The following is a 24,363-nucleotide window of genomic DNA, read 5'->3' as shown; positions in this document are numbered from 1 at the left end:
CTTTTTTTATTTTAGCGGCAATGTCTACTCCACTAAAACACCATTAACAAACGTCATAGTTTTATCTTTGAATTCAAGAATAAACTTGTTTGGAAAATCTAGATCGGTATGAATCTCCGTCCCCAACATAACTTTTTTGCCTACATCATCAAAGGGATTATGAAGTAAACCTCTAGGCGTATACCTAGTTTCAGAACCGATTACATTATTATTCTCATCGCGGATAAATTTGGTTTTTCCTGAGAACACGAGGTCCTTGCCATTTTCCAAAGTTAGATGAACTTCCAAACGATCCTTTGTCTTCTGATAATCTATGACTACATCTTTAGAGGATACAGGGAAACCGATAACAAAAAGTCCAATAAGGGCTGTAGCCAGTATGAGTACCGATAAGACGGAAAAAATGAGAGTTTTTATATTCTTTTTTTTCACTTTTTTAAAATAATTGAGTTTGTTAACTTCCTCTTTATCAATAATAGGCACACTTAGATTTGCTGTGGCGGTCATTTCATTATAGGATTGAAGGCAGCTTTCACAGGATTGCAGGTGTTTTTCGATTTCTTCGTTACTATGTACAGAGGTTAGCTTTTCAATATAGGAAGGTAATAAATCCTGAATGATCTCGCATTTCATGAAGATCTTCCTTTCATTAATTTTTGTTTTCCACGGTAAAAGGTAACTCTTGCCCAGGTCTCATCTCTGCCAAGAATTTCGCCAATTTCCCAAAAACTGAATTCTCCGGTCAAACGCAGATATAATACTTCTTTGGTGTTTGGATCAAGTAAATGAAGTTGTTTAAATAAATCCATTTTGTCCTGAGCAAAAATGAACTGGGATTCTGTTGAATTTGCGTTAGCCAAAGGAGCGTCTTCTAATTCCTCAGACTTCCGCTTGCGCTGCTTGTCCAGCTCCTGATACCACACATGTTTAGCAATTTGACAAAGCCAAACGTATACTTTGCAGGTTCCATCGTATTTATCTATCGATTTTATAGCTCTATAAAAAGTTTCTTGGGTGATTTCTTCTGCCAGCAAGTGATTATGACAAAAGCTAAATACGAATTTATATACTTGGGTTGAATATTCCCTGTATAATTGCTCGTTGTCCTGCATCCATTCACCTCCTCAAGTTATATATCCGTAAAAAGCTATAAACGTTACAAGTTTTTTAAAAATAAATTTGATTTATAATAATCGCTTTCAACCCCGGTATGTGAGGGAATTAAGGAGGTTTAGCGTTAAGGCTAGTTTCACAGTTGGTTTACCCTTTATAATTACATGAGATCTTATTGTACAAGTTACAAGGGGGTTCATATATGATAACAAAGGTAAACCGGCAGTTAAATGAGGGTCCTAAAATTCTAAAAGAACAAGAGCTTGTTACCAAAATGATTCGTATATATTGTAAGAAAAAACATCATCATAAAGGCTTTTGTGAGGAATGTCAGGAATTAAACGAGTATGCGCTGAAGAGGTTAGCCTATTGTAAGTTTGGTGAAGAGAAAACAGCTTGTGCCAAATGTCCTGTTCATTGTTACAAACCGGATTATCGCCAAAGAATTAAAGGGGTTATGCGTTTTTCTGGTCCGTGGATGCTGCTCTATCACCCCATTGAGTCGATTAGGCATATTCCGCTACCTAATAAATTGAGAAAATAAGTAAAAACCGGACATCATTTGATGCCCGGTTTAATGTATTTTTAGGTATTATTCTCCCAGCTTTTCAGCCTTCACCAAAATCTCTCGCAAAACACGGGCAACCCGGCTTTTTCTTCTCTTTACTTTTACACTTATCCGTCTTAACGACTCTTGGTATACGGCGGTATCATTGGGTTCATAGAGCTGTTTGGCGGCAATCCGTAACGTCCTTCTCATTAATATTGCTGATGAACGTGTTGACTTCGTTCGGTATCCTCTGCGCAAGACCCGTATAGTATGTTTGTATTTCTCCAGGTCTTCGTTTGGAGGAACAAGGGCGAACAGATTTAGGGAGGAGTCATTGAACCCGTAGCTTTTGAACATGATTTTTAGATTCTCAATATTTATGAGATTTCCTCTGAAGTGGGTTGGATGTTCTTGGTGAACGCCGACAACTTCTTTGATGCTGTGAAAAGGGATTTTTAATCGATGCAGTCGATACCCAAGATCCCAATCTTCGAGTCCATAGAGGATAAACTGTTCATTAAAACCTCCAGCCCGAGTTAATTGGCTGCGTCTTATGGACACACAACGTGTGACGAGTAACATCCAAGGGGCTACATCTGTGCTGGCAAATTGCTTTTTAGTATTTGGAGGAACTCTTGAGGCAAAGGTGACTTTTGATAACGTCTCCGTCTGCTGAAGGATATCATTGGGTGTGATTATTGGGATGATTTCAGTCGCTGATTCGAAGTCAGGATTCCATAAGTTAGAAGGCGAAAGTGTATTACGGCAATGTTCTTTTTCTTCAGGAGAAAAGTCTGGGTAGTAGTGGGTATAAGCGTCATCCCATGAGTGTGGAATACCTGAAATTATCGACTTAGGATATTTACGGTGATACTGGTTTACGATCCTAATGAATTCAGGGAATACCAGAAAATCAGCATCGCAGAAGATGACGTATTTCCCTTTTGCCTGACTCAGCCCCAAATTTCTTACGGCAGAACGGCCGCGTTGTTCCTGCTGAGCGACATAAATAAGCGGATAAGAAGTTTGAAAGCTTTCGACCATTTCCTTAGTACCATCTGTAGAACCGTCATCTGCGATGATTACCTCGAACCGATCCTTCGGATAGGTCTGTGTCTCGAATGAAGTGAGTGTAAGTAGCAGCTGCTGAAGTCGGTTATAGGTTGGAATTATGATGCTGTAACGGATAGCCAGAATGATCACCCCCACCATTTAATAAAAGCCCTTGAATAGGATAAATAATAACAATATATTCAGGGACTTTAGCCTGGTCTAGTCAAACGCCTTTAAGGGTGGAAATAGGCAGGGGACAGGGTTTAGCACGAATCAAAGATTTTATCTTTTTGTGAACTTACCTAGCTCCGTCTCATCTCTATTGTAAAGAACCCGCTATATTAGCGGGTTCTTTACTGTCTGTGCGCTTAATTGTAGTAGACAGAATGCTCGGTATATGTGAAGTGCTATTAGTGAGATATAAGAACCCCATATTGTTTAAAAAAGTTGGTGATTTCAGAGATGTCCATCCGTTCATCAGGTAGATCTTCTGGATAATAAATGCCTGGGACCAATGGTTCTTCCTTTGATATCCGCAATAGCTTTTCTGCTTGGACAGCAGCTCCCAAAGCGGTAAGATGAGTCTGACCAAGCGGGTCAGAAATCGCTATTGTCCGTTCAACCCAGTGCCCATTATGATCCAGGCCCTTTAGATGAATAAGGATATGATGTGCGCTGCCAGTACCAGGATTGTAGAGCAGTCTTCGTCTAAGCGAACGGAATCGGTCCCCGCTGATCATCTTCCATATTCCGCTGTTAACTAGTCCGACAAGGATGGAGGTGGAGGCTTTGCTGTCGAAGGAGATGCGGAAGCTGGCGGAGTCGATATGCTCAGCTGTTGGCAAGGTGACATGATCTGGGGTGTCAAGCCGATAGCATTTTGCTGTATATCCATCTGGAAATTGGACTTTGATGGGGTCAGTCATTGGAAATACAAGACGTTTTCCCCCCCGTTCTGTAATATGGAATGGAATGGTCATACGATCCATGTACGCCGCGGAGTCGGGTCCTGCTTTGTCACGTAGAGAGTACAATGCGTGAATATCAACGGCGACGTTTTGAAGCGTGGCCGAGTGCAGCATGGCGAACAGCGAAGCAGTTCCCGCCATCCATCCCGAAGAAAGCACGATAGGAGCATAGAGGTCTGCTTTTTCTAACTTTGTGATTGATTGTTGGAATATCTCTGTCCAGCGAGTAAGATCGATCAGTGGGATTTTTCTTCTAACTGCAGACATAAGTAGCCGATCCTGCAGATCGTTGACGGAATTGATGATTAGCGATACATTATCGCCTGCATAAAGCAGTGGATCATCCGCATTATTATCAACTACGACTGTTTGTACCCGTGTGGACTCAAAAGGTGCTGCTTTTTGCGGTGACCTTCCTCCCAATATAATCTCGAGATCGGGATGTCGATCGTGTAATATTTGAGCAATTTGTCTGCCGACGGCACCGTATCCTCCTACAATAAGTACCTTTTTCCTATGCATATCTGCAACCTCCGTTTAAATGTTTATATGTTTAAGTTATTTAACGTATTGCTTAAAAAAATAGGAATGACAAGTGCTAGTCAGGTTAATGGCATTAGCACTGGCATTCCTCTTCAACGAAATGGACAAGTTGTTTCATAAGCGCTATCGCTTCGTCAAACTCAAGTCTGTAGAACATTTCCGTGCCCTTCTTCTGAACCTTAAGCAGCCCTGCTTGCCGTAATATTTTCAGATGATGAGAGACTGTAGGCCGGGACATGGGGATATGCTCTGCAATTTGGCTCACATTCATACTCTCTTTGTCGATCAGCAATGCAATGATTTGCTGACGAATAGGATCCCCCAAGCCTTGGAAATAGGGGCTTAAATTCTCGAAAATATGAATCGCCTTCTGATTACTACTAGATTCGTTCATAACTCCCTCCGTTATAATGTTTAATTGTTTAAACGTATCATAATATATTTCAGGGAATAATTCAATGCGTTGATAGTCTCCGTTATTTTGGAGGAATCCTAGTTTATTAAATATAATCAAGGGACATATGGATATTTGTATTAAAATTGTGAGGTCATATGGTAAGGCGGTTTTATGGATGAACTCAAGTAAAAAATAATCATGTCCTTAAACAAAAGACACCTCGATGGGTGTCTTTTGTTTAAGGAATTCCAGAAGGTAGCATACAAAGCTCGGCTTATTCGCGGGGATAAAAAAGGATCAATAAGAGGCTGCTCCTTTTTATGTTCTATTTTCCACTAGGTAATAATTTATTCAATAATATTGCTGCCAATGAAGCAGCTAGGATAGGTGAGCCTAATAAATACTGCACGAATGTAGGTAAAGAGTTCAAGTAGTCACCAGGAATGAGTACCAACGCCAAGGTGATGATCATAGGTAAGGCAATAATGTACATTTCTTTTTCGCCGATGGTTACATTCTTCATTACTTGCACACCATTAATTGCGATGATGCCGCAGATGATGGCGAAGACGCCGCCGATTACAGCGGATGGAATGGAAGAGATCAAAGCGGCGAGTTTACCGGAACAACCAAAGAGGACAAACCATCCTCCTACAGCGAGAAAAACCCGGCGGCTGGCAACACCTGTAATGGAGATGATCCCTGCATTAGTTGAATAACCTGTAACAGGAGTCGAACCGAGCACAGAAGCAATAAGACAGCCAATTCCTTCTCCAATTACGCCGCGGTTAATATTTTTGTCTGTCAAAGGTTTATTGATTACATTGCTGACCGCAAACCATGTGCCTGTTGTTTCAGCCAGCAGCACGATATAAATAATAACCATGGTGATAATAGCTGAAAAGTTGAAGGAAAAGCCGAAATCAACAAAAGCGATCCGCGGCATGCTAAACCACTTGGCACTACTTATCGCTGAGAAATCTAAAACGCCCATAATATTAGCGGAAATACATCCGACTACTAACGCCATCATTACGGAAAGAATTCGGAAGACAGATCCTTTATTACGGAACAAAGTACCGAGAACCACAAAAATAAGCAGTGTAGCACCTGAAATAAGGGCTAATAATACATTTTGATTAATTGAAGCCCCGGAGGCTCCGTAGATATTATCTCTGATCGCAACAGGCAATAAAGATAGACCTACAATGAAAATGATTGTGCCACCTACGATAGGCGGGATAAAGTTTTTAACGATTTTATTAAAAATCCCCGCATAACCCAAAATAATAACCAGGATAGCCCCGATTAAGCTGGCACCTAACACGGAGCTCCAACCGAGCTCCCCGCCACCACTAGCCGCATAAATACTGACGATCGCACCTAGCGGAACATAAGAAGGACCTTGAGCGATAGGCAGCTTCATACAGAAATAGGTTTGCACAATCGTTGCAAGTCCTGCGGCAATAAAGGTGGATTGGATTAACGCGCTGGACTGATTGGGCTGTAAGCCGATTAACATCGCAATAAGGAATGGCACTACATAGACATCCATAGCCAATACATGTTGAAAGCCGAGAATGACGGATTTACTAAATGAAACTTTTTCATCGGGTAGAACAGTTAGTAGCTGTGATTCTAAATGTGCTTGCTCTTGTACGTTTGCTTGTGTTTTCACTCCGATGCCCACCTTAAGTTTTCTAGTTTAATTAATCTTTAACGCGAATGAACTTTTTCACCCTGTACCCAGACTTCACGGATATTTTCAGGTCTAGCCAGGTACATTATCTTTTGAAAAATATCTTGCAAATCTTCACTCTCATCAAAGACGGGCAATTTCGCCGAGGGTACTTTCGTATCGATTATTTGAACATCCCATGCATAACCTTCTAGTAACCGGCCGATAGGTAAGCTTAAGCTTTCTCCGCCGCCAGCGGTAGCAAGATAAAAGGATTCATGGATCGTAATTCGTGATCCCGGTACTCCGCGGTTTTGTGCAGAAAGTGAGGGATTCACACCATCCTCCAGCATTCTTGAAGACATTACGGCTTGTCTAATGTTGTCGAAGAGACTAGGTGAAAAACCTCCGGAAATATCAGAGCCTAAACCAATCTCAACGCCTTTGGCATGGAAGTCAGCGATCGGAATGACACTATTGGCAAAATACGCGTTGGATATCGGACAATGCGCAATAGCTGTTCCTGTCTCTGCAAACAAATTCACATCATCTTCATCTAAAAAATTACAATGTGCCATGACAGATTTATCACTGAGCAGACCAAAATCATGCAAGGCAAAAGCATCGTTCTTCTGGAACCGTTCTTGCACATAACCATGTGCCCAATCACTTTCACTACAGTGCGATTGAACATACGTATCATATTTAGCGGCTAGTTCTCCCAAGCCTTGTAAAGCCTCATTAGTGCAGCTTGGAATGAACCTTGGTGTCACTACTGGATAAACGCCTTGTTTAGTAGATTTAGCGAGTTCTTGTACAGCTAGTATAAATTCTTCCGTATCCACTAGTGCGGTGTGGGTGTCGGAGTCACGGTAATTCTCAGGATTTCCCTGTGGATCGTCCATAACCACTTTTCCAACGAGTCCACGTTGTCCTTTTTCCGCACATATTTTAGCCAATAATAGACTGGCCTCTTTATGCACCGTTGCAAAATAAAGTGCTGTAGTGGTTCCGTTTGCGAGCAAAGTGCCAACCACGTCATCGTAGACTTTTTTTGCAAAAGCCAGGTCCGAGAATTTAGACTCCAGTGGGAAGGTATAAGTATTTAGCCAATCATAGAGCGGGATATCTAATGCAGTTCCAGATTGAGCCCATTGTGGCGCGTGGACATGCAGATCGATAAAGCCGGGCAAAAAATACTGGCCTTCGGCTAATACATGAAAATTGTCCTGACCTTGATAAGCATCAAGCAAGGGTTGATAGTCGGGGTGATCCGGTGCAACGATCATTTCTATCATCCCATCCGAATTGATACAGAAGAGATGATCCTTTAAAATTTGTATTTCTTTTGGGGATAGGCTAGAAAATGAAGTGCCTAGGAATATTTGCATATAATTTCTCATAATTTCCGCCTTAATGTTCGTCTTTTGGTGTGCATTCGTTATTATAATCCGTGAAAAAGGATAAGTCCAGACCAAAAGTCGAATAAAGGCGTAATTGACGGATAGGAGGAGCTGAAGAATTGAAAGCGAATATGACACATAGACGTCACGTTCGCTAGGCTAGAATACAGAAAAAGATAGAGTGAAGTAAAAAATGCTGATCGGCTTCGATTTCTTTACGGTTATAGGAAATGAATGCGGTTACTATCTTGTGATATAATAGATGAAATCGATCAATAGTTTGAGAAAATTGGATTAGGAGTGTTGCCTGGATGAGAAGATACAACATTTGGCGCCCGTTGATGTTAATTATTGTTGCTGTACTTACAAAAAGCTTGGTCACTAACCTATGTATTTTGTTTGGTATGCAGGCTGAATCAGCAAGTAGTATGGGGACGCTGGGCATGGTCATTGCCGGTTTAGTGATGTACAATCGCATGACAAATCGCCGACGTAAATAAGCTGGCCGGATAGATTATAAACGTCTGGTTATTATGTTATAGTAAAGATTGAAATAAAACTTGTATCGACCTGAAAAGGAGTACTTCATGACACAGTTTGTCTACAAACAAATTATTGATGACTTAAAAATGAAAATTTTTGCTGGGCAGTTTCCCGATATGAAATTACCGGATGAACGAACGCTTAGTGAAACTTATCAAGTGAGTCGTAGTTCTATTAAAAGTGCTCTGACTAAAATGGCAAATGCCGGCATTATTTTTAAAAAGCGTGGCTCAGGGACATTTATAAATCCTTTATACATAAAAAATGAATCTATTTTTAACTACGAAGGCTCTAATTTAGGTGTCACCGACAATTTTCAAATGAATGGGAAGAAGCCAAAGATTAAAGTTTTGAAATTCGAGGTCATTCCACCAACGGAAGATCTGCAACGGGATCTGTTTCTAGGCCCACATGATTTTGTATACAAAATCGTTCGCTTGCGTCTTTTTGATGATGAACCCTTTATGATTGAAACAGGTTATATCCCAATCAAAATTGTACAGAATTTAAATCAGACCATTATTGAAGGATCTATCTTTAATTATTTGGAGGATTCACGAAATCTGGCGGTAACCAAATCCTTTTTATCGATATCCGCAGAACCCTCTGAGGCTACGGATCAAGAGCTGCTGCATTTGCAGGCGAATGAGCCAGTAAGCATTATGGAAGGGATTTTCTTTTTAGATAATGGCACGCCATTTGAATTCTCCCATATGCGCTTCCACTATAAATACTTAAAATTTAATACCTTTGTGTCCGTTCATTAAAAGTAAGACTGGGGAATTTTTCTCGGTCTTATTTTTTTTATTTTGCGCAAAATAGATGAAGGACAAGTAGCAAATACCCCCGCAAACTTCAGTCCATATTTTTACATATATATTAATATTGACGTATTTTTACAGACAATTGACACTGTTTTTCATACTATGTTCATATTTTCACAAAATTGGACCGTATCATTTGTTGAAAAGGTTGAATTAATTTTTGGCGGCGGTATGATGTACTTGTGGAAGAAATTACGGCAATGTAGACACAGAAAAAATTTTGGGGAGTGGAAGAAATGGTATTATCCATGGATGTTGATTACTCATCAAAAACTTATTTAGAGAAGCTTGATGCATACTGGCGCGCAACTAACTACATCTCTGTAGGTCAACTGTATTTGAAAGATAATCCGTTGTTAAGAGAACCGCTGAAAGAAGCAGACGTAAAGATTAAGCCCATTGGACACTGGGGAACTATTCCAGGCCAGAACTTTATTTATGCCCATTTGAATCGGGTCATTACTAAATATGATTTGAATATGTTCTACATCGAGGGCCCTGGTCATGGCGGTCAGGTCATGGTTTCGAACTCCTATCTCGATGGTAGCTATACTGAAATTTATCCGGAAATCACACAAGATATCCCAGGCCTGAAGAAATTGTTCAAACAATTCTCTTTCCCAGGTGGAGTTGCTTCCCATGCTGCCCCTGAAACACCTGGATCGATCCACGAAGGTGGCGAATTAGGTTATTCTCTATCCCATGGTGTAGGTGCAATTCTGGATAATCCAGATTTGATCTCCGCGGTTGTTATTGGTGATGGAGAGGCTGAAACTGGCCCATTAGCGGCTTCATGGTTCTCCAACCGGTTCATCAATCCAGTTACTGATGGTGCAGTTCTGCCGATCTTGCACTTAAATGGTTTCAAAATCAGTAACCCAACGATTCTGTCTCGTCAATCCAAAGAAGAAATTACTGCATACTTTAAAGGTATGGGTTGGGAACCGTTCTTCGTTGAAGGCGAAAATCCTGATCTAATGCATCCGGAAATGGCTAAGGTACTTGATACCATCGTTGAAAGAATTGAAGCGATTCAAAAGAATGCACGTGACAACAATGACCTGACGCGTCCGGTTTGGCCAATGTTGGTCTTCCGTTCTCCTAAGGGCTGGACGGGTCCAAAGCAATGGGATGGTGTTCCGAATGAGAACTCTTTCCGTGCCCATCAGGTGCCGATTCCAGTGGATCAAAAAAATATGAAGCATGCTCCGGCGTTATTGGAGTGGATGAACAGCTATAGACCAGAAGAATTATTTGATGACAATGGTCGTCTGAACGCTGAACTTGCTGAGATTCTGCCAACTGGCGACAGACGTATGGGAATGAACCCAGTTACTAATGCTGGCAACCAAATTAAAGATCTAAACTTACCGAATTTCCGTAAGTTCGCACTTGATAATTCCAAACCAGGTGAAGTAATAGCACAAGATATGGCCGTTCTGGGTAAATACATGAAAGATGTTATCTCTATGAACGAAGAGAACCGCAATTTCAGAATTTTCGGACCGGATGAAACAATGTCCAACCGTCTGGGACCTGTCTTTGAAGTAACGAAACGTCAATGGTTGGATCAAGTGATTGAACCGAATGACGAATTCCTAGCTTCTTATGGCCGTGTTATCGATTCCCAATTGTCTGAACATCAGGCAGAAGGTTTGCTTGAAGGTTACGTATTGACAGGTCGCCATGGTTTCTTTGCAAGCTATGAAGCTTTCTTGCGTGTCGTGGATTCGATGATTACTCAGCATTTCAAATGGCTGCGTAAAGCAACAGATCAAAGCTGGCGTGCTGATATTCCATCATTGAATGTGGTAGCAACTTCAACTGTATTCCAACAAGACCACAATGGTTACACTCACCAAGATCCAGGTTTGCTAGGTCACTTGGCTGATAAAAAACCAGAATTTATCCGTGAGTATTTGCCGGCTGATGCCAACTCCTTGCTGGCTGTCTTTGACACCGTCTTAAATGACCGTCAAAAAATTAACTTGATTGTTTCTTCCAAACATCCTCGTCCACAATGGTTCAGTGCGGATGAAGCACAAGAGCTGGTGGATAAAGGACTGAAGATTATTGACTGGGCAAGCACCGATCAAGGTGGAGAGCCTGATGTTGTCTTTGCTTCTGCAGGTACAGAACCAACTATCGAAAGCTTGGCTGCTATCTCTATCCTGCATGAAAAACTGCCGAACCTTAAAATTAGATATATCAACGTGGTAGACTTGTTGAAACTGAGAAGTCAAAAATTAGATCCGCGTGGCTTATCTGACGAAGAGTTTGATCAATTTTTCACAAAAGATAAACCAGTTATCTTCGCTTTCCATGGATATGAAGGTCTGATTAAAGACTTGTTCTTTGATCGCCATAACCATAACCTGCACGTACACGGATACCGCGAGAATGGCGATATCACAACACCATTCGATATGCGCGTATTGAATCAAATGGACCGCTTTGACTTGGCGAAGGAAGCTGTTCTGAGCTTACCTAATGCTAACGACTATAAAGCGATCGCAGATGAAATGGATGCTATCGTTAAGAAACATCACCAATTCATTCGTGAAGAGGGTATTGATTTGCCAGAAGTAGAGAACTGGGTATGGAAAGCTTTGAAATAAGCGTATAGCCAGTACCATAGGAAGTAATACAAAAAGACACCTTTAGAGGTGTCTTTTTACTTGTTTAAATAACCATACAAAACAATTATAATCATTTTTTCATCTTTACCACTGTAAATATATGTGAGTAAATAGGTGGGTAAAGAAAGGGGAGAAATGTATGACATCTATTGATAAACTTCCCAAGTCTATAGAAATACAGCTTACAGAACAACCTTTATTTCACTCTGTATCTGATTTAATGAAAGATGGGCAATTCGGTGAGCAGTGGCTTGTATTGACTGAGAAGGAGGTTTCCGTTTGGGGGACGGACGGGAAACTGGTCTCAAAGCTTCTAGTCTCGAATATTACCGATGCCCGGGTAGTAGGCGGGGTAGGCGGCGGTTCGTTGCTTGTGGATACCCAAGAGGGGCCTATTATACTTATACGTTATACAGCATCACTTACCTCTATATTTGGTTTTGCTTCTAAATTAATTGGCGCTGTAGCTAAAGGCGAGGAACGGCCAACCGCTTCTGAAAAAGAGTTTCCAAGAAATTGTCCAAAATGCCGCAATCCGCTGCCGGAAGATTCACAAGCTTGTCCGGTGTGCAAGAGTAACGGCAAGGTTCTATTTCGGATGTTGAGTTACGCTAAGCCTTATAAGATCCAAATGATCGCCGCGGCGATTATGTTGATTTTTACTACATTGGTAGAGCTTGTTCCACCATTTTTGACGAAGATGATCGTTGATAATGTGTTGACAGAAAAGGATATGGGCTCAACGCTTCTATGGATTGTGATCGGGCTAGCAGCCACATCCTTAGTAATTACTTTAATGCAGACGCTACGTGGACTTATAGGGGTATGGATTGGTTCCAAAATCATGGGTGATCTTCGTCATGATGTGTATCATTCCTTGATGAAATTATCTTTATCTTTTTTCGACCGAAGACAATCTTCGCAATTTATTGGACGGGTGAATAATGATTCAGAGGCGATGCGGCAATTTATGACTGACGGTGTAATCTGGGTCTCGGGTGAATCGCTGCGGGTAATCGCTATTTTCACTATTATGTTCAGTATGGATTGGAAGCTAACGCTGCTTGCTATGCTGCCTATGCCGCTTATGGTGGTGCTGTCGACCGTGTTATGGCCGATGATTGGCAGACGTTGGTACCAGCAGTGGAGATCTATTTTTAGATTAAACGCTTTGGTTGGCGATTCTTTGCAGGGGATTCGTGTAGTCAAAGCATTCGGTCAGGAAACAACAGAGATGTCACGTTATACAGTCGCCAATAAGGAGCTGGTTCGGCATAATATTCGGATCGAAGGCTTATGGCAGGGGATGTTTCCTGCTTTTGCGTTGGTTGCTGGTGTGGGTACGTTATTAATTTGGTTTTATGGCGGGAAAACGGTGCTACAGGGCCAATTATCCATCGGTACGCTAATCGCTTTGGTGACCTACCTTGGGATGCTTCTCGGACCTTTGCAGTGGGTGAGCCAAATGATCAACTGGGCCAGCCATGCGATTTCAGCAGCAGATCGGGTCTTTGAAATTATGGATACACCGTCAGATGTGCCTGATACTGTGAATCCAGCAGCCATCGGCCGCGTAAACGGTGAGGTTGAGTTTAAGCGGGTTACTTATGGATACGAAAAACATCATCCTGTGCTCAAGAACGTGGATTTAAAAGTGGGTGCGGGCGAGATGATTGGTCTGGTCGGACATTCAGGTGCCGGTAAGTCGACGTTCATTAATATGATCTGTCGCTTCTATGATACAGATGAGGGAACCATTACCATCGATGGTGTGGACATCCGAAATATCAGCCAGTCAGATCTGCGTAGTCAGATCGGTGTAGTGCTGCAGGAGACGTTTCTATTCGACGGAACGATTGCTGAGAATATTGCCTATTCTAAACCGGACGCTACGGAATTAGAAATCATGCGCGCTGCAAAAATTGCCAACGCCCATGATTTTATCGTTCAATTGCCGGATGGCTATGATACAAGAGTTGGGGAACGTGGCCATAAATTGTCCGGTGGAGAGAAGCAGCGAGTGTCTATTGCCCGAGCAATAATTCACGATCCGCGAATTCTAATCCTAGATGAAGCAACAGCTTCTGTAGATACAGTGACCGAGCGGCAAATTCAAGAAGCGATCTCGCGACTGGTAAAAGGCAGAACGACATTCGCGATTGCCCATCGATTATCCACGCTAAGAAATGCGAACCGTCTTGTAGTGCTTGAACGCGGGAAGATCATTGAAGTGGGTACACATGAGGAATTGCTTGCTGCAGAAGGTGCTTACTTCAAGCTAGTTGAGGCACAGAAGGAAATGCCGCAGATTAAGGGGGTTGAGATGCATGAGTGATCCGAATCTTGTTAACGGGGAATTGAATCCTAAAGATCCCTATGAGATTAACATTCTTGAACCGGGTGCAATCTCTTTTAGCCGCAGTCAAGGTGGCGTGTTTCAAGGAGTGGTGGAGGGTCAGGTATATGAGGAATTAATTCTTTTTCGAATATTTCCTTTTCAATACACCACGGAGTATATTTCCGTCCGTAACTCCAAGAGTGAGGAAATCGGGGTCATTCGTGACATTGATCAGCTCGATGAAGAAAGTCGGGTGGAAGTGGATACAGAGCTCCGGCTGCGGTATTTTCTCCCGGTTGTAACCCGCATTGATTCTATTAAGCAAAAAGCGGATATGTGGATTTGGGAGCTGCAAACGAATCTGGGCCAGACCCGGATCGTTATGCGGAACCTGCACGAGCATATGCAGTATCCAAGTCATAAACGAATCATTCTTACGGATATCAATGGAAAAAGATGCGAAATCCGTGATTATCTAGCCCTGGATGTTCAGAGCCGGAGCAAGCTGAAGGATGTTTTATAGTCTAGTTATGAAAAAGCTCCGCAGCCATTTGTTGATGGTCTGCGGGGCCTCTTTTTTTATCCGTAGTTTCTGCTAAGGAAAAATTTGATGGCGTTCTCTCTTCGGTATGGTAATATATTACAACCGGATCTTTACCATAGGGGAGGTATGTGAGTGAAGCATAAATGGATCAATTCGCCGTACACCTTTGCTTTAGGGATGTTTGCGATGATGGTTCCCAGTCAGGCATTTAGTTCATTTTACAGTTACTTTTATGTTGAAAAATTAGGATTGGGCATTGGACTTGCTACATTAGCCAGAACCATCTTTCTGATCTGGGATGCGGTAAACAATCCGTTATTCGGCTATTGGTCAGATCGCACAGATACTCGTTTGGGTCGACGCAGACCATGGGTGTTTGGCTCAATTCCGTTATTCATGCTGGCATTTGTACTGGTTTTCTCCCCTCCCGGCGGATTATCTGAAAATGGATTGTTCACTTGGTTTCTAGTCACACTTATTTTCTATGAGGCTGTCGCCACTGTGTTATGGGTGAATTATGGAGCGTTACTCCCGGAGCTCTTCCGTGGAGACCGTATTCGGGCAAAAGCCTCTGCGATTCAGCAAGGCTATCAAGTTGTAGCTTTGTTAATCGGTACTGCCTTAACCCCAATTATTTTTGCAGCTATTGGTTTCTCTAATATGGCTATAGTGTATGCCTGTCTCTTTGGAGTGTTTATGTTTTTATGTATGATGTATGTCCAAGAAAAGAAGGAGCCCACAGAGCAGGAACCCTTGAAGTTGATTCCGGCTTTTCGGGAGACCATTCGGAATAAAAAGTTTTGGGTGTTTAATATTTCGAACTCTTTTGCCCAAACGGTGAATGGACTTGTAAGCTCGATGATTCCTTTTTATGCAAAATATGTACTTCATATCTCAGAGGCTCAGGTATCGATTTTACTCGCAGCTGTTTTTGTTTCGGTCATTCCATTAGTATTCGTGTGGTACTGGATGATTCGTAAGATGGACGGGGTCAAGGCGTGGCGGTTATCACTGATCTTATATGCGTTATCGGTAATTCCGTTATGGTTTGGTTATGACCTCTTAAGTGGCGTGGCTGCTGGCGTAGTTGTCGGTTTCGGATTAGCCGGATTTCTAGTGACCCCAGCAATAGTAGGTGGCAAGATTATTGATGAGGATGCGGAAAAAACAGGTCTGAGAAGAGAAGGAATCTACACGGCTGTAAGCGGATTCATCACTCGTTCAAGCGGGTTAATCTCTGCGTTAGCTTTTTTCATTGTAGGTATGATCTTTGGCTATCAAGGCGGCGATGACCCAGGGTCCAATCCTGAAGCGACATTTAGGTATTTAATAAGTGTGGTGCCATTATGTCTGTTGGCCATAGCTGTTGTCATATCCTTCACAATGAAATTTACATTTATGGACTCTTTGAGAGGTGAGGCTGACTATGAACAAAAAATTAATCATCAATTGTGATGATTTTGGGCAAAGTCCCCCCATGAATCAGGCGATTAAACATCTGCTGGAAGAGGAAAAGGTATCCTCAGCAACGATTATGGCGGTGGCCCCTGGGTTTGAGGAGGCCGCTGCATGGTGTAGTCGCAGACAACAACGGAATGTGGGACTTCACTTGACGATGACTAGTGAATTTGAGGCTTTGCGCTGGGCGAGCCTGACGGGAGAGACTTCTCTTCACGACGAGAGCGGACATCAATATAGGACGGTAAAAGAGTTCGAACAGGGAGCGCAGACAAAAGCCGTACTAAAGGAGATAGATGCGCAGTACGAGCGAGTGAAACAGTCGGGAATAGTGATTAGCCATGTAGACAACCACATGGGTAGTTTATACGGAATGGAAACAGGACGCAGCTTGCTACCGCAGACGTTGTGGAAAATTTCGCGCTGGGGATTGCCCTCACGATTCTTCAGATACATCCATGCTGAGGATCCGCTTTTGGCATCGCTGAAAAATATTGAACGACCAGTTGCCCTTGGAGCAGGGCTGGCGGATACGTTTGGGGTGCCGATTCCCGACTATTTGCTATCGCATCCTTTTGGTGTAGAGGAAGGCGAGACGTATGAAAGTTTTAAAAGATCTATTATTGCTAAGCTGTATTCGTTGCCGGATGGCGTTAGTGAGACCTATATTCATCCCGGGATAGACGATCCATGGATGCAAGCAAATATTCCGCACTGGAGTAAGCGAGTTTGGGAGTATAAGTTGCCCTTTGATGATGATTTTACCTATGCCCTCAGTGATGCTAAGGTTGAATTGACGAATTATCGTTATGTACAGGAGCATTTAAAACGTCCACGGTTAAGATCTGCAGGCAGATTGTTAAAGAACCTGATAAGATTATGAGCAAAAATAAAAGACACCTTGAGGGGTGTCTTTTGATTATCCCATTAATCCTTTTAGCCCGTTAAGGAAGGGGGAAATAGATTTAATCATATTGTAGCCCATCTTCATAACCGGCATAGTTTTTTGTACCATTCCAATAAAGTTGCCGATTCCCCCGAACCCGCCAAATCCGCCAAAACCACCGCCTCCAGAACTGGCAGCCCCTGCTCCTGCGGAGCCTAGAGCGCCTCCACCCATTCCGAAAAGTGAGCCGAATAAGGGCATTAATCCTGATACGTTTGCTTTCCGGGAGCGGGAAGAAGAGTGTTTTTTTGATTTTCTGTGTTTGTTTTTACGTGGTTTGGAAAGGGTCAGTCCATTCTTATCGAGGCCGGTTATCCATCCTATATACGTACGTCCATCATGTAACGTAATGCACACGGGTCTACCTTTCAGCTGTTCAGCACGTTTGCGAATCTTCGTTGTATTTGCCATTTGTGGATCACCTCATTGGTCTATTTACTTCTATATTACTCAGATATTTTTGTGTTGCTTGTGCTAGTTCATCATAAAAAAATATTTGGGTGAAAGAGCTACCACTTGTGTTGATGCCCATAATAATTCATTACACTCATATAATTTAATGTGTGATAAATAAATTATGGAGGGGTGAAAACTTGATATCAGCATGGATTGGGAGTATTACTTTTTTGGGAGCAGTGATTCTTTATATACTGCTGTCTCTGGGATTGCCTTATGGGGAATTTGCAATGGGAGGAAGGCATAGAATTATGCCTCCACAAATGAGAGTCGCGTGTGGAGTTTCAGTAGTGATACAGCTAATTGCCATCCTGTACTTATTGCAGGCAGGGAATGTGATCTCTATTGGATTACCTTTTGATAGAAGGGTATGTTATTTTTTTGCCGTCTATTTAATGCTTAATACTATAATGAACTTATTGTCGAGGAGCATGAAAGAAAAACTTGTAATGACACCCTTATCTCTAATAACTGCAATTTGTTTTGGGATTACTGCTATGAATGGGTAAAAAGTAGTGCCAGATATAGATTCGACTTTTCTAGACTTTATATAGGATTGTTTTTAGGACACATCTGGTGAAGATGTGTTCTTTTTGCATCTATTGACTCTTGACCTATAAAAACGGATTCATAAGTCTAGGTCTTTCTTCTTATGTTATTATATTTAACATTGTTTTATATTATTTTTACAATTATATGATAATTGGTTATGTTTGTGTGATATAATATCACAGAAATTATGTGAAAATGATAGGGAGGACTAATATTATTATGGGATGGAAGACACGATGGAATAAGCCGATTGCTTCTGTATTAGCAACTGCAGTGCTTTCTTTGCAGGTGTTTGGAGGTATTGGTTTGGGTGCAGCTTGGGGTACAGATAAAGCTGAAGCAGCATCCGCAGCCACAGCCAAACTCCGGCTGATGAGCACGACGGACGTGCACACCAATGTCTACGGCTGGGACTATTTTAAGAATGCGGCTTCTACAACTGTAGGACTCGATCGGACAGCTACGTTGGTTACTTATGCTAGGAGCGAATATCCTGATAATAATCTTCTGCTCGACAATGGGGACTTGATTCAAGGTACGCCATTGGGTACTTACATCGCGAATGAAAGTAATTTAGTAGAATCAGAGACTAAGCTACACCCTATGATTGCGGCTATGAATATTATGGAATATGATGTTGCGACTTTTGGTAATCATGAATTCAATTATGGGCTGGAATTCTTAAATCGGACTATTAAGGGCAGTGCTAATAACCCATTGAGTGGTGCGGACTTCCCCTATGTAAATGCCAATATATATATTGATGATAAAGATGGTAATCCAGATAATGACGTAAATGCTTTTGAACCTTATGTCATTCTTGATAAAAAAATAGTGGACAGCGATAACCAGCTCCGGGATATTAAAGTCGGTGTGCTTGGTCTTGTGACCCCGCAGATTATGGAATGGGACAAGGTTAATCTGGAAGGCAAAGTCATTGCTAAGGACATTGCTGAAACAGCAGAAAAATATGTTCCTATCATGAAGAGTGAGGGTGTCGATGTAATCGTAGCAATGGCACATACCGGCTTCGATGCAACTGCAGTTGCAGGTACTGGTGCAGAGAATGCTATCAATCTTTTAAGTAAGGTTGACGGCATTGATGCGATTACTTTCTCACACACTCACAAGGTGTTCCCAACAGTTGATAATAAATCCCTGGACGCTTCTTTCAAGGATCCATTAACAGGGCAGGCGTATAATAACGCTCAATCTGTTGTTGATAATGTTTACGGCCACATTAACGGGACTCCAGCCGTGCAAGCGGGTTATGGTGGGGGTTACTTGGGCCTGATTGATCTCAAATTGGTGGAAGTAGGCGGAAAATGGGAAGTGGATAAAGATAAATCCATTGCCTCAACCCGCTCCATAGCCAATGCTATACCGGATGCTGCTGTTGATGCTGCTGTTGCAGCAGATCACCAAGCTACTATTGACTATACAGGTCAAGAGCTAGGTGTTACTACCGCTCCGATGAACAGCTATTTTGCAATGGTTCAGGACGACCCTACCGTGCAGATTGTTACCAATGCCCAGAAGTGGTATGTGGAGAAGTATATTGATACCAATCTTCCACAGTATAAAAATCTTCCGATTCTCAGTGTAGGTGCTCCTTTCAAGGCTGGGCGTAACGGTCCTTCAGAGTACACGAGTATTGAGAAAGGTCCACTGACTATTCGTAGTGCAAGTGACTTGTATTTGTATGACAACACGCTGAAAGCTATTAAAGTTAAAGGTTCTGTTGTTAAGGAATGGGTTGAAATGAGTGCGGGTGCGTTTAATACCATCAAAGAAGACATCACAGCTCCACAAAGCTTGCTGAATGGGGAGTTTGCTGTTTATAACTTCGATGTTATTGATGGCATTAAGTACACAATTGATGTAACCAAACCTGCAAAATATAGTCCTACCGGTGTGATTAACGATGCTTCATCGAGTCGTGTGAAGCAAATTACGTATAAAGGTAAAACGTTGGATCCTAACCAAGACTTTATTGTTGTAACTAACAACTACCGTGCAAGTGGCGGAGGGAATTTCCCAGGTGTGAAGGGTTCGGAGATTCTAGTCGATTCCCAAGATGAGAATCGCCAGATCCTTATGGACTACATCAAAGAAGTAGGTACAATAGATCCTTCTGCGGATGGCAACTGGTCTTTGGCTCCACTTTCGGATGACGTAAATCTCACGTTTACTTCGTCACCAGAAGCGGCGAAAGTTATGCCGGCCAACATTAAGGACACTGGTGAAAAAGATATTAAGGGATTTAGTATTTATGAATTGGCTCTACCAGCTAAGGACGTAGAAGTTCACCTTCTTGGAATTAATGATTTCCACGGTCAACTGGATACGGTGTCTGTCGTAAACAATAAGAACGTGGGAACAGCCGCTATTCTTGCGACTTATCTGAAAGAAGCACAGGCTAAATACGATAATTCTCTACTCTTCCATAACGGAGATTCCGTAGGTGCATCTGCTCCAGTATCTTCACTTGAGCGCGATGAGCCGACGATTGAGTGGATGAACTTGATGAGATTTGATGTGGGCTCCCTAGGAAACCATGAATTTGACCAAGGTGTCAAAGCGCTAATGACACAATTGAACGGCGGAGTGGACCCTAAGGATAGCAACGTTACCCACAAGGGTACAAACTTTGATTATGTTAATGCGAATGCAGTGGATGCCGAAACTGGCGAGCCAATTATTAATCCTTATGTAATCAAAGAAGTGGGCGGTGTGAAGATCGGCTTTATTGGTCTTGTAACGAAATCCACACCAAGTAAGGTAGCACCTTCCGGTACGGCTGGCGTGCATTTCCTCACGCCTGAAGAGGAAGTGGCGGCTGTTGAGAAATACGCTAAGGAGCTTCAATCTAAAGGTGTTGAGACGATTATCGTGCTTGCACATGATCCTGCAACAACCAAAGATGGTGTGACTACAGGTGAAGCGGCTGATCTAGCCAATGCGCTTCCTGCGGAATCCCCTGTTGATGTTATCGTTGCTGGTGATAACCATGCACTTGCAAATGGAACAGTAAACGGCAAGCTGATTGTACAAGCTTATTCTTACGGTACAGCATTTGAGGATATCAAGTTGATCATTGATCCTAAAACAGGTGACGTGAAGGACAAGTCTGCTGTGGTAACTTCCACCTTCCATGATGGGGTAACACCAGATCCGGAAAGTGTGGCACTGGTTAATGCTTACCTTGAGAAGCATCCTGAACTCACTCAACCAGTGGGTACAACGGACGGAACTATCACTCGTACCGATGCTTACAATAATGAGGCTGCACTTGGTAATCTGATTGCTGACTCTATGCGTAATGCTGACTTCGGCGATGGTGCAAAAGCTGCCGATTTCGCCTTTATGAATCCAGGCGGTATCCGTGCGGACCTTCCGAAAGGTCCTGTAACCTTCGGCGATCTGGCTAAAATTCAGCCATTCGGCAACACGCTTGTGAAGCTGACACTAACCGGAGCGCAAATCAAAACATTGCTGCAACAGCAATGGAATGTAAAAGCTGATGGAACACCAGATATCAAAACGCTGCAAATTTCCGGACTGAAATATACAGCGAATATGTATCTGCCAGTAGCCGATCGTATTGCGAGCCTCACACTAACTGATGGAACACCAATTAATCCTACGCAGAAATATACAGCAGTAGTAAATAACTTTATGGCTGCGGGTGGAGATAACTACAAGGTTCTGACTCAAGCTAGTGATTCATTGGCTGGACCTATTGATTTGGACGTGTTCTACGACTACATTGTAAAGACGTTTAATGGCAAAGAGATTAAAGCAGCCATTGAAGGTCGTATTATTAATAAATTAAAGGCTGATTCGGGATCAGGCAGTGGCAGTGGAGGCGGTTCTACCGGTGTAACTCCAACGCCTACTCCAACCGTGAAACCAACAGCAACACCAGCACCATCAACAGCACCAACGGCAACACCTGCACCAACTACTGCGCCAGCAGCAAACTTCAAGGATCTGGGCAAGGTAGCTTGGGCGAAAGAAGCTATTGAAGCATTGGCTGCTAAGGGCATTCTGAAAGGTCTGGATGCAAATACTTTTGCGCCAACCAAAACAGTGACTAGAGCAGAGTTCGTTACGATGCTGGTACGCGCACTGAATCTTACGGGTTCAGCGACAACCAGTTCGTTCAACGATGTTAAACAAGGAGTTTGGTACACGGATTCTATCGCCCTTGCGGTGAAGGCTGGACTTGTACAAGGCTCTGGAAATGGCAAATTTGAACCGGGTCGTGAAGTGACTCGTGAAGAGATGGCCATTATGGTTGCTAACGCACTGAAAGACAAACTACAGCCGATTGATAAAAATGCAGCATTGGGTAAGTTTGCAGACAAATCCAGTATTGCTCCTTATGCACAAGAGGCTATCGCACAGCTAACTCAATTGGGAATCGTCAACGGTGTTGATGGTGGGAAATTTGCACCTAAGGGTATAGCTAATCGCGCTCAAGCAGCGGTTATCATCTATCGCATGCTTGGACAAGCATCATAATTCTATTGTTCTAACTAAAAGTGTATCGATGATCCTCTTGAGGGCATCGATACACTTTTTTTAAATATAAGAAAGTATAAGTGACACCAATACTCTTATAGTCTTCCCTTAAACGCTTACTGCCCTTACAAGGACACCGAAGGCGCTTTTACTTGTTAAATTTGTTGTTGCTCTTTCTGTGAAATCATGTTAAATTATATTCTGCACTGTATTTTTTTTATATCTTGTGCGGTCGTGGCGGAATTGGCAGACGCGCACGGTTCAGGTCCGTGTGGGCTAACCCCCGTGGAGGTTCGAGTCCTCTCGACCGCATACCTAAGTGCATATAAACAGGCAATACTTTTGAATCGCTCTTCAACCTGAAGAGCCTTTTTCTATTTATACGCATAATTCAATTTGACAAACTCTATGTAAAAGAAGTGAAGCAAAGATGGAGCCTAATGTAGGTGTAAATACGAAGCAAAGTGTGCGGTTTCTAGAAAAGTATTTCTCTGGTGAATCGATAGATTATCGTCAGATGATTGCTTTATTCATCCCTATCCTAGTGGATCAGGCCTTTGTGGTGGGTCTTAATCTAGTGAATACAGCTATGATAAGCTCGTCTGGTGTGGCAGCTATCAGTGCGGTCAATATGATAGATTCTCTTAATATTTTTCTCATTAGTGTGTTTATTGCCGTCTCAACAGGTGGGACGGTTGTTGTTGCGCAGTATAAAGGGAGCGGCAATGACCTCATGGTGTCAAAAGCTACGGCAGGTGCTACGTCATCTGTTTCGCTGATGGCATTTGCTATTGGGATGTTCGGAATTCTTTTTCACAATCCGCTGTTGAATTTACTATTTGGAGCGGCCTCACCGGAGGTTATGGAGAACGCCCGAATATATTTAATCGGGAGCTGTATCTCTTATCTTGGTATAGCTGTTGTGGAAGCGGTATGTGGTGCTCTTCGTGGAATTGGTAGAACGAGGGCCTCGCTTGTACTTTCGCTAATTATGAATTTAACTTATGTCTTATTGAATCTCGTCTTTATTAACCTGTTGCATATGGGTGTTCTGGGGATGACCATTTCTATAAATATAGCTAGATACCTGGGGGCGTTCTGCGCACTTTATTATCTATTCCGATTGGACAACGATCTGCATATCCGTATTCGCGATCTTGTAGCGGTTAAGCTGTCTATGCTGAAAAAAATAATGTTCATCGGGATGCCGTTTGCGGCGGAGCAGATGTTCTTTAACGGTGGTAAAATTCTGACTCAGATCTTCATCGTTAGTCTGGGTACGTATGCACTTGCGACTAATGCGATTGCCTCCTCCTTTGCAGGGATTATGCAAATCCCGGGGAATGCGTTGTCCTTGACGATTATTACAGTGGTGGGACAATGTATGGGAAGCAATAATGTTAAGGATGCTCGAAAATTTATTAAATCATTCCTTGTCACCTCTTCTCTTTCCCTGGTGGTGATGGGGTTGCTGATTATGCCTTTTTTCAATCCATTAGTGTCAATGTTCCATCCTCCTGCTGAGATTGTGGGTGATATCTTCCTGATTGTGCTCATCAATACGATTGCGCAAATTCCGTTATGGTCCATAAGCTTTATTACACCTTCGGCGCTTAGAGCAGCAGGGGATTCCAAGTTTACCTCCATGGTTTCAATGCTTACGATGTGGCTGTTCCGTGTAGTGCTCGGATACATCTTAGGTATTGTTCTGAACTTTGGTATACTCGGCGTTTGGCTGGCGATGAATTGTGAGTGGGGGATCAGAGGTTTGATTTTCCTGCGGCGATTTATGGGCAAGAAATGGGTTCAGCATCGTGTTATATAATAGATA

The 24,363-nt window shown here is 42.5% G+C and carries 18 protein-coding genes and 1 tRNA gene; 11 read left to right on the top strand and 8 right to left on the bottom strand.

Translation table 11 applies throughout. From position 1 onward, the window contains the following. Positions 1 to 24: 24 nt before the first annotated feature. Positions 25 to 633 (bottom strand): zf-HC2 domain-containing protein, encoded by a 609-nt coding sequence (locus tag MHH63_RS23085; RefSeq protein ID WP_076126916.1) that lies wholly within the window; start codon positions 631 to 633, stop codon positions 25 to 27. Further along, positions 630 to 1,112: an RNA polymerase sigma factor gene (locus MHH63_RS23080; RefSeq protein ID WP_341172145.1), complete on the bottom strand. Its 483-nt coding sequence runs from the start codon at positions 1,110 to 1,112 to the stop codon at positions 630 to 632. The genes MHH63_RS23085 and MHH63_RS23080 overlap by 4 nt, the downstream gene beginning before the upstream one ends. Positions 1,113 to 1,315: 203 nt before the next feature. On the opposite strand from MHH63_RS23080, the gene MHH63_RS23075 reads away from it, so the two are divergent. Continuing rightward, on the top strand, positions 1,316 to 1,657 hold the full coding sequence (locus MHH63_RS23075) for a nitrous oxide-stimulated promoter family protein (protein ID WP_076126918.1): 342 nt from the start codon (positions 1,316 to 1,318) through the stop codon (positions 1,655 to 1,657). Between the two features lie 48 nt (positions 1,658 to 1,705). On the opposite strand, the gene MHH63_RS23070 is transcribed toward MHH63_RS23075, so the two are convergent. The 5 genes from MHH63_RS23070 to guaD form a co-directional block, all read right to left on the bottom strand. Beyond that, positions 1,706 to 2,857, bottom strand: coding sequence for a glycosyltransferase (locus MHH63_RS23070; RefSeq protein WP_340978063.1), 1,152 nt, complete (start codon positions 2,855 to 2,857; stop codon positions 1,706 to 1,708). A gap of 269 nt (positions 2,858 to 3,126) precedes the next feature. Next, positions 3,127 to 4,206 (bottom strand): saccharopine dehydrogenase, encoded by a 1,080-nt coding sequence (locus MHH63_RS23065; RefSeq protein ID WP_076187048.1) that lies wholly within the window; start codon positions 4,204 to 4,206, stop codon positions 3,127 to 3,129. Between the two features lie 94 nt (positions 4,207 to 4,300). Continuing rightward, entirely contained in the window at positions 4,301 to 4,621 is a 321-nt protein-coding gene (locus MHH63_RS23060; RefSeq protein ID WP_076279933.1) for an ArsR/SmtB family transcription factor, read from the bottom strand. Positions 4,622 to 4,949: 328 nt separating this feature from the next. After that, entirely contained in the window at positions 4,950 to 6,302 is a 1,353-nt protein-coding gene (locus MHH63_RS23055; protein WP_076192601.1) for a uracil-xanthine permease family protein, read from the bottom strand. A 38-nt stretch (positions 6,303 to 6,340) separates the two neighbouring features. Beyond that, entirely contained in the window at positions 6,341 to 7,705 is a 1,365-nt protein-coding gene (gene guaD, locus MHH63_RS23050; RefSeq protein WP_340393199.1) for a guanine deaminase, read from the bottom strand. 311 nt (positions 7,706 to 8,016) lie between these two features. On the opposite strand from guaD, the gene MHH63_RS23045 reads away from it, so the two are divergent. The 7 genes from MHH63_RS23045 to MHH63_RS23015 all read left to right on the top strand — a co-directional run bounded on the left by MHH63_RS23045 (position 8,017) and on the right by MHH63_RS23015 (position 16,934). Beyond that, entirely contained in the window at positions 8,017 to 8,205 is a 189-nt protein-coding gene (locus MHH63_RS23045; protein ID WP_036687195.1) for a hypothetical protein, read from the top strand. An 87-nt stretch (positions 8,206 to 8,292) separates the two neighbouring features. After that, positions 8,293 to 9,015, top strand: a complete 723-nt coding sequence (locus tag MHH63_RS23040) for a GntR family transcriptional regulator (protein WP_076206068.1) — start codon at positions 8,293 to 8,295, stop codon at positions 9,013 to 9,015. A 293-nt stretch (positions 9,016 to 9,308) separates the two neighbouring features. Next, positions 9,309 to 11,690, top strand: a complete 2,382-nt coding sequence (locus MHH63_RS23035) for a phosphoketolase family protein (protein ID WP_341172144.1) — start codon at positions 9,309 to 9,311, stop codon at positions 11,688 to 11,690. A gap of 160 nt (positions 11,691 to 11,850) precedes the next feature. After that, entirely contained in the window at positions 11,851 to 14,046 is a 2,196-nt protein-coding gene (locus tag MHH63_RS23030) for an ABC transporter ATP-binding protein (RefSeq protein ID WP_341172143.1), read from the top strand. Continuing rightward, positions 14,039 to 14,572 (top strand): DUF1854 domain-containing protein, encoded by a 534-nt coding sequence (locus MHH63_RS23025; RefSeq protein ID WP_051491493.1) that lies wholly within the window; start codon positions 14,039 to 14,041, stop codon positions 14,570 to 14,572. Before MHH63_RS23030 ends, MHH63_RS23025 begins: the two co-directional genes overlap by 8 nt. 153 nt (positions 14,573 to 14,725) lie before the next feature. Then, the gene (locus tag MHH63_RS23020; protein WP_076279935.1) at positions 14,726 to 16,048 is read left to right on the top strand and encodes an MFS transporter; all 1,323 of its coding nucleotides are present in this window, start codon (positions 14,726 to 14,728) and stop codon (positions 16,046 to 16,048) included. Continuing rightward, positions 16,020 to 16,934, top strand: coding sequence for a polysaccharide deacetylase family protein (locus MHH63_RS23015; protein WP_341070289.1), 915 nt, complete (start codon positions 16,020 to 16,022; stop codon positions 16,932 to 16,934). Before MHH63_RS23020 ends, MHH63_RS23015 begins: the two co-directional genes overlap by 29 nt. Before the next feature lie 36 nt (positions 16,935 to 16,970). Here MHH63_RS23015 and MHH63_RS23010 read toward each other — a convergent pair whose 3' ends face one another. After that, entirely contained in the window at positions 16,971 to 17,408 is a 438-nt protein-coding gene (locus MHH63_RS23010; protein WP_076126935.1) for a hypothetical protein, read from the bottom strand. 816 nt (positions 17,409 to 18,224) lie between these two features. Between MHH63_RS23010 and MHH63_RS23005 the strand changes: the two genes are divergently transcribed. The 3 genes from MHH63_RS23005 to MHH63_RS22995 all read left to right on the top strand — a co-directional run bounded on the left by MHH63_RS23005 (position 18,225) and on the right by MHH63_RS22995 (position 24,357). Continuing rightward, positions 18,225 to 22,532, top strand: a complete 4,308-nt coding sequence (locus MHH63_RS23005) for a bifunctional 2',3'-cyclic-nucleotide 2'-phosphodiesterase/3'-nucleotidase (RefSeq protein WP_341172142.1) — start codon at positions 18,225 to 18,227, stop codon at positions 22,530 to 22,532. A 228-nt stretch (positions 22,533 to 22,760) separates the two neighbouring features. After that, positions 22,761 to 22,844: transfer RNA gene (locus tag MHH63_RS23000), tRNA-Leu, on the top strand. A 118-nt stretch (positions 22,845 to 22,962) separates the two neighbouring features. Then, positions 22,963 to 24,357 carry an MATE family efflux transporter gene (locus MHH63_RS22995; protein WP_076135377.1) on the top strand — a complete coding sequence of 465 codons (1,395 nt, stop codon included), beginning with the start codon at positions 22,963 to 22,965 and terminating at the stop codon, positions 24,355 to 24,357. The last annotated feature ends 6 nt before the right edge of the window (positions 24,358 to 24,363 follow it).

Origin of the sequence: Paenibacillus sp. FSL H3-0310 (genome assembly GCF_038002785.1) — a bacterium.
GTDB lineage: Bacteria > Bacillota > Bacilli > Paenibacillales > Paenibacillaceae > Paenibacillus_AQ > Paenibacillus_AQ odorifer.
The sequence above is the reverse complement of the archived record's forward strand: the minus strand, read 5'-3'. Positions and strand labels throughout refer to the sequence as shown.

Excerpts from the sequence above, each read along its gene's own strand:
- MHH63_RS23015 (WP_341070289.1), top strand. The coding sequence starts at position 16,020 with ATGAACAAAAAATTAATCATCAATTGTGATGATTTTGGGCAAAGTCCC.
- MHH63_RS23035 (WP_341172144.1), top strand. The coding sequence starts at position 9,309 with ATGGTATTATCCATGGATGTTGATTACTCATCAAAAACTTATTTAGAG.
- MHH63_RS23005 (WP_341172142.1), top strand. The coding sequence starts at position 18,225 with ATGGGATGGAAGACACGATGGAATAAGCCGATTGCTTCTGTATTAGCA.
- MHH63_RS23040 (WP_076206068.1), top strand. The coding sequence starts at position 8,293 with ATGACACAGTTTGTCTACAAACAAATTATTGATGACTTAAAAATGAAA.
- MHH63_RS23010 (WP_076126935.1), bottom strand. The coding sequence starts at position 17,408 with ATGGCAAATACAACGAAGATTCGCAAACGTGCTGAACAGCTGAAAGGT.
- MHH63_RS22995 (WP_076135377.1), top strand. The coding sequence starts at position 22,963 with ATGGAGCCTAATGTAGGTGTAAATACGAAGCAAAGTGTGCGGTTTCTA.
- MHH63_RS23045 (WP_036687195.1), top strand. The coding sequence starts at position 8,017 with ATGAGAAGATACAACATTTGGCGCCCGTTGATGTTAATTATTGTTGCT.
- MHH63_RS23080 (WP_341172145.1), bottom strand. The coding sequence starts at position 1,112 with ATGCAGGACAACGAGCAATTATACAGGGAATATTCAACCCAAGTATAT.
- MHH63_RS23085 (WP_076126916.1), bottom strand. The coding sequence starts at position 633 with ATGAAATGCGAGATCATTCAGGATTTATTACCTTCCTATATTGAAAAG.
- MHH63_RS23065 (WP_076187048.1), bottom strand. The coding sequence starts at position 4,206 with ATGCATAGGAAAAAGGTACTTATTGTAGGAGGATACGGTGCCGTCGGC.
- MHH63_RS23025 (WP_051491493.1), top strand. The coding sequence starts at position 14,039 with ATGAGTGATCCGAATCTTGTTAACGGGGAATTGAATCCTAAAGATCCC.
- guaD (WP_340393199.1), bottom strand. The coding sequence starts at position 7,705 with ATGAGAAATTATATGCAAATATTCCTAGGCACTTCATTTTCTAGCCTA.
- MHH63_RS23075 (WP_076126918.1), top strand. The coding sequence starts at position 1,316 with ATGATAACAAAGGTAAACCGGCAGTTAAATGAGGGTCCTAAAATTCTA.
- MHH63_RS23060 (WP_076279933.1), bottom strand. The coding sequence starts at position 4,621 with ATGAACGAATCTAGTAGTAATCAGAAGGCGATTCATATTTTCGAGAAT.
- MHH63_RS23030 (WP_341172143.1), top strand. The coding sequence starts at position 11,851 with ATGACATCTATTGATAAACTTCCCAAGTCTATAGAAATACAGCTTACA.